At 65.5% G+C, this 13,063-nt stretch carries 10 protein-coding genes and 1 pseudogene; 5 read left to right on the forward strand and 6 right to left on the reverse strand.

The genetic code is table 11. The annotated features are described in order from the left end of the window. Nucleotides 1-130: 130 nt before the first annotated feature. Both B4U45_RS05170 and B4U45_RS05175 read left to right on the forward strand, forming a co-directional pair. Nucleotides 131-1,123, forward strand: coding sequence for a YncE family protein (locus B4U45_RS05170; RefSeq protein ID WP_176216247.1), 993 nt, complete (start codon nucleotides 131-133; stop codon nucleotides 1,121-1,123). A gap of 7 nt (nucleotides 1,124-1,130) precedes the next feature. Next, the gene (locus tag B4U45_RS05175; protein ID WP_075548093.1) at nucleotides 1,131-1,469 is read left to right on the forward strand and encodes a hypothetical protein; all 339 of its coding nucleotides are present in this window, start codon (nucleotides 1,131-1,133) and stop codon (nucleotides 1,467-1,469) included. Here B4U45_RS05175 and B4U45_RS05180 read toward each other — a convergent pair. The 5 genes from B4U45_RS05180 to B4U45_RS05200 all read right to left on the reverse strand — a co-directional run bounded on the left by B4U45_RS05180 (nucleotide 1,435) and on the right by B4U45_RS05200 (nucleotide 7,724). Next, nucleotides 1,435-1,788 carry a hypothetical protein gene (locus B4U45_RS05180; protein WP_075548092.1) on the reverse strand — a complete coding sequence of 118 codons (354 nt, stop codon included), beginning with the start codon at nucleotides 1,786-1,788 and terminating at the stop codon, nucleotides 1,435-1,437. The genes B4U45_RS05175 and B4U45_RS05180 overlap by 35 nt on opposite strands. A 1-nt stretch (nucleotide 1,789) precedes the next feature. Continuing rightward, nucleotides 1,790-3,280 carry a molybdopterin-dependent oxidoreductase gene (locus tag B4U45_RS05185; protein WP_075548091.1) on the reverse strand — a complete coding sequence of 497 codons (1,491 nt, stop codon included), beginning with the start codon at nucleotides 3,278-3,280 and terminating at the stop codon, nucleotides 1,790-1,792. A 23-nt stretch (nucleotides 3,281-3,303) separates the two neighbouring features. After that, the gene (locus B4U45_RS05190) at nucleotides 3,304-3,804 is read right to left on the reverse strand and encodes an oxidoreductase (RefSeq protein ID WP_075548090.1); all 501 of its coding nucleotides are present in this window, start codon (nucleotides 3,802-3,804) and stop codon (nucleotides 3,304-3,306) included. Between the two features lie 236 nt (nucleotides 3,805-4,040). Continuing rightward, entirely contained in the window at nucleotides 4,041-5,840 is a 1,800-nt protein-coding gene (locus tag B4U45_RS05195) for an Hsp70 family protein (protein ID WP_075548089.1), read from the reverse strand. 705 nt (nucleotides 5,841-6,545) lie between these two features. After that, nucleotides 6,546-7,724: a phosphatidylserine decarboxylase gene (locus B4U45_RS05200; RefSeq protein ID WP_075548118.1), complete on the reverse strand. Its 1,179-nt coding sequence runs from the start codon at nucleotides 7,722-7,724 to the stop codon at nucleotides 6,546-6,548. 294 nt (nucleotides 7,725-8,018) lie between these two features. Here B4U45_RS05200 and B4U45_RS05205 point away from each other — a divergent pair, with 294 nt between their 5' ends. After that, nucleotides 8,019-9,587 carry an aminotransferase class I/II-fold pyridoxal phosphate-dependent enzyme gene (locus tag B4U45_RS05205; protein WP_158006365.1) on the forward strand — a complete coding sequence of 523 codons (1,569 nt, stop codon included), beginning with the start codon at nucleotides 8,019-8,021 and terminating at the stop codon, nucleotides 9,585-9,587. A gap of 94 nt (nucleotides 9,588-9,681) precedes the next feature. Continuing rightward, nucleotides 9,682-10,022: pseudogene (locus B4U45_RS05210) on the forward strand (DUF222 domain-containing protein); the annotation flags it as partial. A gap of 38 nt (nucleotides 10,023-10,060) precedes the next feature. Here B4U45_RS05210 and B4U45_RS05215 read toward each other — a convergent pair. Continuing rightward, complete coding sequence (locus B4U45_RS05215; RefSeq protein WP_075548088.1) at nucleotides 10,061-10,945, reverse strand: cyclopropane mycolic acid synthase family methyltransferase; 885 nt, start codon at nucleotides 10,943-10,945, stop codon at nucleotides 10,061-10,063. A 309-nt stretch (nucleotides 10,946-11,254) separates the two neighbouring features. Here B4U45_RS05215 and ngg point away from each other — a divergent pair, with 309 nt between their 5' ends. Beyond that, entirely contained in the window at nucleotides 11,255-13,045 is a 1,791-nt protein-coding gene (gene ngg / locus B4U45_RS05220; protein ID WP_099184778.1) for an N-acetylglutaminylglutamine synthetase, read from the forward strand. Nucleotides 13,046-13,063: the final 18 nt, after the last annotated feature.

The raw sequence follows: 13,063 nt of genomic DNA on the forward strand, positions 1-13,063 counted from the left end.
GCCGGACGATTGCCGGGGTACTGCCCTTGGGGCGGTGGTGAAAGGACGGCGAGCGATCGTGGCCATCGGTACTTCTCACCAGCGGCGCTGGAGCTGGTCTGGCGTGGCTGGCGCAGTAGCCGCCGGACTGATGGCGGCGGCCGGGTGCTCCGCTCCAGGGGTCGCGCTGGAAAGCGCGCCGGCGGTGGAGCTGACCGCGATCGGCGCCCCGGTGCGTGATCCCGTCTGGTCGTATCGCGACCACTCGCTGCTGGGGCTCACCGACGATCACCGGCTCGCCAAGATCACGGTCACTGGTTCCCCGACAGCCGACACGCGCCTCTCGGAGCCGATGGACGTCGGGCGCAACCTGCAGATCAGCCAGAAGGACGATCGACACGTCTTCGTGCCGCAACCGCAGCGTGACCGGGTGACGGTCGTCGACATCGAGAGCCTGCAACGCGTCGACGAATTCGACGCCGGGCCGGCTCCGGCCTACCTCACCGAAGATGCCGGAATGCGGGTGTTGCTGGCGCTGTCGGCGGACGGGTCTTCGGTGACGCCGGTGGATCAGTACGGCTTTCGAAAACTGCCGACCGCCAACATCTCCGCAGAACCCGCAGACACCATCGACGGCGCCAATCGCGGACGCCAGATCGAGTATCACCTCTACGGCCCCTCCGGCATCCGCTACTACAAGGGGCCGTCGTCACCTCCGGAAGAACGCGGCTCGTTGCACATCGATGTCGCCGTGTCGGCAGGGGACGGCACCGCCGTGACGCGCAGCTACGTCGCCGGGCGCAACGACAGCGTGCTGTACGCGGTCGATTTGCGGCGCGGCGGGCACGGCATGGAAGTGCTTGGCTGCGCGCAACTCTCGGCACCGATTCGCTATCTGGGCACCGACGAAACCCGCATCTACGCCGTCACCGACCGCGACGTGGTGGTGCTGGAAACGGAGAGCTTCACCGGGTACTCGGACGGGATCATCCCGGTGCTCCGCACGATCGATTATCGGGCAGGTCTTCCGGGCGGTCCGCTCGCCACGGCGCCGCTATCCGGAATGGCGATCGGGCCGAAGCGGGTGTATCTCACCGTGCGCGGTCAGCCGTATCTGGTCAGCGTGGCCAAACCGCACCTCTAGGACAGCCATGCCAACGAGTACCGCAGCAGACACACCCCAACCGCTCGGTGTCGACGATGACCTCGAACTGCTCACCGAGCAGATCGAGGCGCTCAGAGAACTCGGCCGCCGCCACGAGGTCGACGACGGCCAGGCCTACGACTTCAGCATCCGGTGGGGGGCGGCGCTGGCCGGACGACTGCGCCGGCTGGTGCATTACAGCTGCCTGGGGATATTGAGCGAGGCTGACGAACGCCGCTTCCAATCGGTGTGTGACGACCTGCGCTCGGTGTCGGATCTGATCGAGAGGTTCGATCTGGCCCGGCCCCGGTTCACCGACACCCCGAGCCACCCCAGGTGGCGCTAGCCTGTGCCGCCCGGGCGTGGCCGGCGATGGCTCCGATGTCCGAAACGCCTTGGTAGTCGGTCAGGAACTCGTTGGCCGCCAATACAATTCCGGTCCGCGGCTTGGGGCAGTCAGGGTTGCGACACGTCAACGCCACCATGAAGGCGTCGTCGTCCTCGTTGAGGAATAGGAAACCCAGATAGAGCGCATGCCCGACCTCGAAATGCTTGCCGCCGCATGCCGCACAGTGCCCGCCCTTGACCGCCACCAGCTCTGCCACTTGTTGTCGCTCAGCGCTTTTCAGGCAGACCAGCTCCGGACGTACCGCCATGTCGGTCATGTCAGATCTCCACATCCTTGTCGTAATGGACGTTGTCTTCGCGCCAACCGCCCAGGCCGTGGCCGATGCCGGAGTAGTCCTCGATGAACTCGATCTGGTTGATCCACTTCGCCATTTTGAAGCCCACCTGCGTCTCCACCCGCAGCCGCAACGGCGCTCCGTGCTTGATGGGCAGCGGCTTTCCGTTCATCTCGTAGGCCAGCAGCGTCTGCGGCTTGTACGCCAGCTCGAGGTCCATCACCTCGTAGAACTGCCCTACCCCCTCTGCACTGGGCTCGTCGCGGCCGTTGTCCTGCATGGTCAGAAAGCAGATGTATTTCGCTTGCGGCAGCGGCCGCACATGGTCGGCGAGCGAAGCCAGCGGCAGCCCGCTCCACTCGCCGATACTCGTCCAGCCCTGGACACAGTTGTGCATAACCCGCTGCGAATGCCGGTCGGCAAGCGCTCGCAACCCGTCCAGATCCAGGGTGACGGGACGCTCCACCAGGCCGCCGACCCGCAATCGCCAGTCGACGAAGTTGTGCACCGCCATCACCTTGTATTCGGTGCTCGCCGGCGGTTTGCCGTTGACCCGGTGTTCCTTGGAGATCATTCGCTGCGGGTAGTTCTGCCGCGAATTCAACCGCCGCAGCAAGGTTTTGCGGGCTGCGGTGACGACGGCGCCAAGGACGCGACGGACCTGAACGGGCCGGCGCAGACTCCACGCAGTTGCCGCGACATGGACCGCGACAATGGCCGCGATGATCACCAGCGACCACGCGGTGGCCCAGTTGGTGTCACGAATGGAACCGAAGATCATCAGCGCGGTCAACTCGCCCCAGCCCCAGAAGAACACCATCGACAGGTGGATGACGATGAAGACCAGGAACGCCACCAGCCCCAGGAAGTGCAGGCTGCGCGCCCATTGCCGGCCCCCCCACATCCGCACGTACCACGGAAATGCCGCCTCGATGGCCGGTGACTGCGCGGCGCCGGTCAGGATCTGAAACGGCGCCAAAAAGAAGATGACCGCGGCATAGGTCAGCTTCTGGATGGCATCGTCGGGACCGCCGGGTAACAGCGGCGGCAGGTTGAAGCTCAGATAGGTGACGATGTCGTTGTATGCCTCACGGAAGATCGACCACGAATACGGCCAGTACCGGTGCCACTGGCCGGTGCTGAACAGCAGGATGTAGTACGACAGTCCGACGAGGATCCACCCGATGACCGAGAAGAAGTGCCAATGACGTCCCATGCCCAACTTTTTGTGGCCGGGCAACGCGAATAGTGAGCTGTAGTCCTCCTCTTCGTCGAGGGTGTCGTACAGCTTGTTGACCGGCATCTCCTTGGTGGTGAAGCGCGCCCACTCGGTGCCCGGCTTGCTGTCGTCGTGCCAGTACAACTTGGGGTGAGTGGACAGGATCTCGATGCCGCTGCGGATCACCAAGGTCAGGAACAGCACGTTGAGCCAATGCTCGATGCGCAGCCACGCCGGGAAGTCGAGGACGGTCATAGTCTGCGTCATTCCTGCCCGATTCAGTCGTGCCAGTTCTGCCGCTGCGGATAAGCCACGTTGATGCCCGACAGCACCGTCGCATGGACAGCGACGAAGCCGGCGGCGAACGCCGCCGCGAGCGTCCCGGGTGCCAGGTCCCAGCGGCCGGTGAGCGCCACCAGCCCGGGCAGACTGGCGAACCGGCTACCCAGATAGATAAGTAGGAAGACCCCGCTGACGAAGCTGCCGAAATACCAACCAGCCTGCGGCACCTGCGGTTTGAGCGCCAACGCCATGGCAGCGGCCGCGATCAGGCAGCCGGCGATCAGCACCGCGGCGTAGATCATGAAGTACAGCGGCAAGCCCGGCTGGGTGGCCAACAGGTAGACGTGCACCCCAAGCAGGCCCATCAGCAGCGATCCGGCCAACCCGGTGACCGTCCGCGGGAGATCGAATGCGACGTAGCCGTTCAGCGTCAGTACCGGCGAAGACCATAGTCGCTGCCACGCCTTGAGCCACAGTCGCCCGAGCAGACCAGCCACCGCTGCTAAGTACCCCGCCGAATCGGGCCGCAAACCGGTGGTTCTCCGGCATGGCAGCCGACCGACGGGAGCCCCAGCGGATCCACGCCGCTCGCTGTCTGAAGGCGAAGGCTGCGACAACCGTGCCGTCGTCCGGCCTATGCTCTGGGCGCAGACGGGGATCGAATCCCATTGGTGGGCAATTCGGTTCATTGACCTCGAGCCGCACCCGGCTGGCGTACGGCTGGCGCACGGAGTCAGGGGTTCAACGGCGGTCTGACGGGTACCAGTGTCGTCGTCCTCGGCGGTGGGGCCGGCGCCAGGCTCTTGCTCGCGGGTGGGTAAGGGGTCGTCGAATACGGGTTGGCCGGATTGGTGGTCGTCGGGTAGGCCGGGTTGGTGGGATATGTGGTCGCCGGGCGGGTCGTCGTCACCGGCGGCTGCGTCGTCGCCACCGTGGTGGCCGGCGGCGTCGTCACCGGCTCGGTCGATTCGACAGTCGACGAAGCGACGGTGGGCGTGTTCGAGGCCGGTGGAGGTACCGGCACCAGCTGGGAGGACTCGACGGGCGGCGTGATGACCCTGGTGTTGTTGACGGGTTTACTCTCGGCGGCACCGAACTTCACGGCCAGGACAGCGGCTATCACCAGTGCAACGGCCGCCGCGCCGGTCACGCTGATGAGCACCGACGATCGCCCGTACCAATGCGTGCGTTGGGACGCATCCTCGCAATGGGCGTCGGGCCGTTCGGTGTCGGCTGTCACGCCGGCACCCGCATCGCCATAGTCGACGCCGGGTATCGCGGGGTCGCCCGCAGCCGCTTCCTGCGACCAGGCCAGCGCGCGGTACGTCGCCGATTGGTCGCCGTCGACGGACGCTTGGCCGGCGGCGGCGCGGCTTGCCCCGACGGCCCACCCCGACGGAATCACCTCCGTAGGGGCGAGCGCCGCGGCTTCGCCTTCCGTTGCGGCGGCGGCCATCCCGGCCGCCGCGTTGCCGACCACGCCCTGAGGGGGTGCGCCAACGGCCGACGATCGCATCTGGGCCAAGACGGCGGCGCCGATGGCCGCGTTCAACCTTGGTTGCGCCGTGGTGACAATCGGCACCTGCAGCCGCTCCGAAAGCCGACTGGTGATCAACGGAATGCTCGCGCCCCCACCGACTGTCGCGATGGCGGCCAACCTGCCTTGTGGAATCTGGTTGCGTTGCAACACTTCCTCGACGCACGAGATGAATCGTTGCAGCGGGTCGGAGATAAGGTCCTCGAACTCGGCGCGGGTCAGGCGGACGTCCTCGCCGATACCGGGAAGCTCAGCCGGGATGACCGCGACCGTCGCGGCCGACAGTTGCTCCTTGGCACTTCGGCATTGGGCCAGCCGTCGGCTCAGCGGCGCCAGCGGCGCGGTCCCGTCGGCGTCGGCGTCGGCGTCGCGAGCCTCCACTGCCAGATGCCGCAAGATCATTTGGTCAAGCTGGTTTCCCGAGAAGTCGGTGTACCGCTGGGTCGTGGCGATCTGGCGAAAGTTCGACGCCGCATCGGTCAAGGTGACGCTGCTGCCGCTGGCGCCGAAGTCGCACAGCACCACGATGCCGTCGGTGGGAAAACCCGGTTTGGCGTACAGCGCCGCCAGCGCGGCGGCGGCGTCGCCGAGGAAGGCCGGTTGCACCGCGCCCGGCGCCAAGTCAGGATGGCCCCGCAACGCCTCGCGCAGCGCGCCGACCTGACGCTCGCCCCAATGCGCGGGAACCGCGATGGCAACCGGCGCCCCGTAACCGACGGTGCCTGCCATCGCATCAAGCGCTCCGGCAGCTATAGCCGCGCCGGAGTGGGCCGATCCATCGGCCGCGATCAACGGCTCCGGGTCCCCGACCCGCTCGACGAATCCGCTCAGCGCAAGCCCGGGCCCGACCGCATTGGGGTTTTCCTCCGGCGTGCCCACCTCGGGTGCGCGCTGATTGAACAGTGTCAGCACCGAGCTGCGGGTCACCGGCGCGCTGCCCGTTCGCGCGGCGACGAGGTTTGCCACCCCGACCGACAAGCCGAGTGGGTCGGTCATCTCCCCCTACATCCTTTCTGCTGGGACCTAACTGTTGGGACCACGGGCCGACCCCTCCCCACAGTTGCCACCTGCGGCGCGAGCCCCCGTCGCGGTAATCGGCGTCATCGCGCCGTCGATGACACCAAGGCCGGGCAGCCGAATGGTTTCGCGAGCCAACGAAGGAAGGGACGCGCCAATCGCCAACCGGTGTTTGGTTCGCCGCGTAGGGGGTACCGCACCGACGACCGAATGAAACGGATTTTGGTCATTTGATTGGGGACTGCCGGCAGGAGTGCCAGTATCGCTGGGCGGGCTGGTGCTGTCAGGACGTGGGCGTTGCCTAACCCTGCCGGAACCGAATTCGGTGGATCTGCGGAAGCTGCCGATGCGGCACCATTTCACCTTCGGCGGCGATCTGTCGCTGCGATCCATGGCGCTTCAGTAGGCTCGCGTGCGCGGCGGATTCGAGCCGGTCCGGGCGCTGACCCTAACCGGCCGGCGGCTCATTTCGCCGATGATGCGGCACCTCGTGAACGGCGCGGCGCGCCTGCCCTCGACGCGGTTCAGACTCCTGCCGGGGAGGATGTCGAGCTCCTCCCCGGTGGGCCCAAGCTTGTCCGGTTGGGGCCCGCGGGCCTAGGCGTTAGCCGCCATGCCGGCTACCTACGCGATCCGCGGGGCGGCAACAGTTTTCGGCATGACCGAGACGGTCTTTGGCCGTGGTCAGGCGGAACGCAGCCGGCAACGCGCCACGGGTGTGCCAACGAGCCGGAACTTCTGACTGGTGTCGATCTCGCGGCTCACGCCTTCTTGAAACAAGATGATGATGTCGGAGCCGCCGAACTGGAAGTAGCCGAATTCTTCGCCCTTGGACATGTGCTTGCCCGCCACCGAGGTGAGCACCACAGACGAGACGTGCGCCATTCCCACCGGGATCACCGCGACGACACCGATATTGCCGCAGTCGGATTCCGCGGTGTCGATGGTGACCACACCCCGTGTCTGGGAGAACTCGTATCCACTGCTGGCGCTGTCGCTGGCCCGCAACTCATGATTCTCGATGCCAACCTGCATGAACACTTTGCCGTTGATCCGGAACGATTCCTTGATCACCCCCGCCACCGGCAGGTGGTACCGATGGTAGGCGTGCACCGGCAGCATGTAATGGACGAAGGTGCCGCGGGCAAATCTTTCGCTGTAGGCGCTGCCTTCCAAGAGCTGCTTGATGTTGCCGTACTTGCGGTTCTTGACCTTTGTGGCCGGGATATTGGAGTCGGCGTCGATGTCGTAAGCGTGCTGATAGTGGCAATCGGCGGGCGAAGTGGCCACCAGATTGCTGGCCGGCTCGGCGATCGGCCGTAGCCCGCCGTTGATTTCGCGCGCGATGAACTGGTTGGCCGTCAGCCAACCGCTGGGGGCGTTTGGCACACCGTCGACCAGAGATTCTTCGATGCGGTACTCCGGGGCATTGTCGATGAACGACTGCAACGCTTGCGGACCGAACGACTCGGGCGTATCGAGAAAATCGCCCCACCGCCGGGCGAAGTCGGTCATCCACTCCCGGAATGCGTCGGAGTCCTGTGGCGCCTCACCGTCGACCTTCTGGTCGACCAGAAAGTAGAAATGCCCCATCCGATCGCTGACCTCTTGGGCCTGCCGCTGCTCGTTCTTCCAGGCATCGCCATTCGACTCGTGCGGAACCCATCTGAGGTAGCGCTTGAGGTAGTCCTCGTATTCACCGATGTCGGTAGGCCACTCCAACGCCGCGAACAGCCGCGGGTTCAGTTCTTCCTCGGCCCAGTTGCGCGCTTTCACCAACGACCGCTCGAGCAGACTTTCCAGACCCTGCTCCTTGTCGAGGATGTCTCGCAGTTTCTGGATGATGGCGTCCGGTTCGCTCATGTGTCCGTCCTCAAAGTTGCCGTCACCGCCGACCGCCGCGACAACAAGCAGGTGGTACGCCATGAGAGACGGCGCCGTTGGCCCGCAGGCGACGGTCGTTCCGGGTTGCTTTTCGCGTACGGGTACCCCCGCGGCGGCGGGCTAACCCCGCATACCAGCAGCCAACAGTGGGTACTCATGGCCACGAAACGAAGTGGCGGTGGTCATGAGGGATTCCAAGCGCGCTCGCCTCCGCCAACAAGAGTGGGCCACCGGCGCCGGGCAGCGCGCCGCACCCTGAGGGAGGCCACGAAAGTGACAACCGCAAAGTCGTTCTCCAAACGCATCGATCATCAGCGCCGCAAGAACATCGCGAGAGCGCAAGCGGAGGCGCAGGCGGGGCCGGCCCGCGCCCAGCCCGACGCCACCCCGATCGGCGACGCGATTCAGGCGTTCCAGCAGCGCGGCGACATCGCCTTCGGCATCCCGGCCCACCGATCGGGTACCGGCCGGATGCCACCGCTCGCGGCCCGCTGGATGGGTTCCGAGGCATTTCGCGCCGACGTGGCGATGAACAAGGGCGTCGACAACCGGCACCAGTCCTGGCAGGTGGAGCCGACCGCCATGAAACTGTTCGCCGCGGCCGTGGGCGCCGACGAGACCTTGTTCTCCGCCAACGGCAGCACGGAGAACGTCCACGTCGCGATGATGGCGGCGGTGCGCCCGGGCGAGACCCTGGTCATGGCCCGCAACGGCCACAAGTCGGCGTTTTCTGCACTGGTGCTGTCCGGCGCCATGCCGGCCTACGTGGAACCCGAATACGACCAGCGTTGGCAACTCGCCCACGGCGTGGACCCCGCGCGGCTGGAGCAGGTCCTGCGGGAACATCCCGAGGCGGTCGCCGCCATGGTGTTCACCCCGAGCTACTACGGCGTCAGCGCCGACATTCGCCGGCTCGCGGAAGTGGCCCACGCCCAAGACATCCCGCTGATCACCGACGACGCCTGGGGACTGGACTACAGCTTCTGCAGCCGGCTTCCGCCCTCGGCGCTGGAGTGCGGCGCCGACTTGTGCATCGGCAGCGTCCACAAGACACTCAACGGGTTGCTGCAGACCTCGGTGCTCAGCAGGCAGGGCGATCGGATCGATCCGACGCGGTTGTCGCTGGTGTTCGAACTCGAGCAATCGACGAGCGCGTCGTCGCTGTTGTTGTCGTCCATCGACGCGGCCCGGCGCGAGTTTCAACAAGATGGCGAGGGGCTGCTGGGCGACGCGATCGATTTGGCGCTGCGGGTCAGATCGGAACTCGCGCGGATGCCGGGGCTGAGCCTCATGGGTGATGAAATCCTTGGCAGCCCAGGTGCTTTCGCGTTCGATCCGACCCATGTCACCGTCGACGTCGTTGGGCTGGGTCTGACCGGGTTCCAGGCCGCTGACTGGTTGCGGGAACGCTTCGGCATCCATATGGAACTGTCCGATCACCGCCGGGTGATGGCCTTGATCAGCTACGCAGACACCGACGCCACCGCGCAACGACTGGTCGACGCCATGGCGGCGTTGGCCGAGGAACACGCCGGCGCCCAGCCGCGCACCGTCGACGATGTGCCGGCGTGGTCGGACCTGCGCACCGAAACCGTCATGTTGCCGCGCGACGCCTTCCTGGGCGCGACCGAGATGGTGCCGTGGCAGCAGGCGGCCGGTCGCGTTTCTGCGGAGATGATCTGCCCTTATCCGCCGGGCATTCCGGTGGTCGCCCCGGGTGAGCTACTCACCGATGCGATCGTCGACTATCTGCAGTGCCAAGCCGCCCAGGGAGCGATGGTCGAAGGCGCCGCCGACGAGTCATTGGCCGAATTACGGGTGGCGGCAGGACGTTCGCTGTGAGCGAAACATGAAATCTCTTGCCGGATAGTCGTTTTCTGCGGCTTTCTTGTCGGTGGGTCTGCATAGTGTTTCGGACATGGGGAGTTCAAGTGGCGACACCCGCTCGGAAAGTCAGCGCAACCATGACGGTGTGCTGGCCGGCCTGCGTGGACTGCTGGCCAGCGGAGATCTGGTCCAGCACAACGGATTACCGGCATCGATCATTGTGACCACCACACTCAAAGACCTCGAAGCCGCGGCCGGCAAGGCAACCACCGGCGGCGGCGCCTCGTTGCCGATGAGCGATGTCATCCGCCTCGCCCGTCATGCGCATCCGAGTGGATCCCACCGGCCCATCTCGACTCATCTGGATCAACGAGCCGACCACGAACCAACAGCTACTTCCACCCCGAGAAACTCCTGCGAGACAGCAACGACGAGGACGAGCCCGGGTAGCGTGCGGCACAACTCTTCTCGGTGACTTGGCGACGTGCTCAGCCCTTGGACAGGGTGAACTGCGCAACGTCGGTATAGCCCTCGCGAAACAGCTCGGCGCAACCGGTCAAGTACTTCATGTAGCGGTCGTAGACCTCTTGGGACTGAATCGCGATGGCCTCGTCCCGGTGCGCCTGCAGCGCGGCGGCCCAGGTGTCGAGGGTACGGGCGTAGTGCAGTCGCAACGGCTGGACCAGTTTGACGGCAAAGCCGGCCTGTCGCGCATGCTCCTCGACGACCTTGGCGCTGGGCAGGTCGCCCCCCGGAAAAATCTCGTCCATGATGAACTTCATGAACCGCAGCTTGGTCATGGTGATGGGCAGTCCACGTTCGGCGAACTCCTCATCGCTGGGCTTGATGATGGTGTGCAGCAGCATCATGCCGTCGTGTGGCAGCGCCTGGTAAGCCATCGCGAAGAAGTCGGAGTAGCGCTTGCGGCCGAAGTGCTCGAAGGCGCCGATCGAGACTATGCGGTCCACCTTTTCGTCGAACTGCTCCCAGCCGCGCAGCAGCACGCGCTTGTTTCGGGCGCTGGGATGCTCGTCGAGCAGTTGCTGCACGTGGGCATGCTGATTGCGGCTCAGCGTCAGACCTACGACGCTGACGTCGTAACACTCGAGGGCTCGGACGATCGTGGCGCCCCAGCCGCATCCGATGTCGAGCAGCGTCATGCCCGGTTGCAGCCCCAGCTTGCCCAGCGCTAGGTCGATCTTGGCCAGCTGCGCCTGCTCGAGGGTCATGTCCTCGCGTTCGAAGTAGGCGCAACTGTAGGTCTGCGTCGCATCCAGGAACAGCCTGAAGAAGTCGTCGGACAGGTCGTAGTGGGCCTGCACATCGTCGAAATGCGGCTCTAGGCCGTCGTTTTCACCACTCTTGTTGGGCAAAGCTCACCTCTGACGTTGATCCTTGTCGAGCTCGGCCACCACGACCGGGCTGCCGGGGGCGAATCGGTCCTTAGCCGACGCGATCCGGGTAGTCGTCTCGTGAGTAAACCACACGATCCCCAGTGGGCTAAGCCTCGATCCGTGGAGGGGCCGGCGCCTTCGCGCGCATCTACATCCATCGCAGGGCCGTCGGTTCGGCTGAATGTTGTTACTCGCCCCAAGATGGGTAACCAACACGGCGATGGCACATTCAGTGGCGGGTCTGGCCGTATTTTACGAGCACGGACCGGGTTGTCAGGGCGGGGCGGCATGACCGCCGTTGATCCCTCGCAGGACCATTCCGAGCCCATCACGCTGAGCCTGCACGACGCCTCGCCGCCGGACCTGATGGAATCGATGGCCAACGATGTAGAGCTCGATTTGGGTTGGGGTCGGCTGATATTCGGCCAAACCTTTGCCGATTCCGCCGCACTGGCCGAGGTGCTGCGGCAGGAGGCCCCCGGACGACGCGACATCTGCATCTATGCACGAGAGCCGCACGTGATCGTCGCCGGAGCACCTAATGAGTTGTTCATCGACCCCAGCCACACCTATCGGCTGCGTTTCACCGACGATTCGGAGAACCAGGATCCGGCGTCCGCTCCGGTGGGCGTGACAGTACGCACCCTGACCGTCCCCGCAGATGCCGATGCCATGAATCGGGTATTTGTCCGGTGTGCAATGGTTCCCGCGCCGGTCGAGACCATCTGGCACAACCATCTGCATGCCGATGCGGTGACCTACCTGATCGCCGTGCGCGACGACGACGGCGCGGTGGTGGGTACCGTGACCGGGGTCGACCACGAGGTGCTCTTCGCAGACCCGGAGCGCGGATCGAGTATGTGGACTCTGGCGGTCGACCCGGCCGCCGGGCTGCCCGGCATCGGGGAGGCTCTGACCAGGGCCATGGTGGACCGCTTTCGCCAGGCGGGGCGCGCCTACCTGGACCTGTCGGTCACGCACGACAACGGTGCCGCCATCGCCCTGTATGAGAAGCTCGGATTTCGCCGCGTCCCGGTGATGGCGATCAAGCGTCGCAACGCCATCAACGAGCCGCTGTTCACGTCACCGCCGGAGACGGTCGATGACCTCAATCCCTACGCGCGGGTCATCGCCGATGAGGCGCTGCGGCGCGGAATCTTCGTTGAGGTATTGGATGCCGAGACTGGCGAGATGCGGCTCACCCACGGCGGGCGCAGCGTGATCACCCGCGAGTCGCTGTCCGAATACACTTCGGCGATCGCCATGTGCCGGTGCGACGACAAGCGTTTGACTCGACGCCTGGTCAAGGAGGCAGGCATCAACGTTCCTCGGGTGCGCCTGGCCACCTTCGACGGCGACGACTACGCGTTTGTGACCGAGGTCGGCGAGGTCGTCGTCAAACCGACCCGCGGCGAGCAAGGCAACGGCATCACCGTGGGGGTGACTGCCGACAACGGTCCCGACGAGCTGACCGCGGCTTTGGCGCGAGCTCGTGAGGAATACCCCGAGGTGATGATTGAGCAACGAGCGCCGGGCGACGACCTGCGCTTGGTGGTCATCGACGGCCGGGTGGTTGCCGCCGCACTGCGGATGCCGCCGGAGGTCGTCGGCACGGGCGAGCACACCGTGCGCGACTTGATCGAGGCCGAGAGCCGGCGACGATCAGCCGCTACCGGCGGCGAATCGCACATTCCTTTCGACGACATCACCCGCAACGCCGTCGCCAAAGCCGGCTGGCAGCTCGATGATGTTCTTCCCGAAGGTATTCGGCTTCAGGTTCGGTCCACCGCCAACGTGCATCAGGGCGGCACGATTCGCGACGTCACCGACAAGGTGAACCCGGAACTTTGTCGAATCGCGATCGAAGCCGCCGAGGCGATCGCTATCCCGGTGACCGGAATCGACTTACTCGTGCCCGATGTCACGGGCACCGACTACACCTTTATCGAAGCCAACGAGCGCCCCGGCTTGGCCAACCACGAACCGCAACCCACGGTTGCGGCTTTCGTCGATTTCTTGTTCCCCGGCCAGCCCGGGCAGCCGCCGGCCTGGACTCCGGAAGAGTCGCGGCCACGTTGATGACCGACCCGTCTGGGC

Origin of the sequence: Mycobacterium persicum, from assembly GCF_002086915.1 — a bacterium.
Lineage (GTDB): Bacteria > Actinomycetota > Actinomycetes > Mycobacteriales > Mycobacteriaceae > Mycobacterium > Mycobacterium persicum.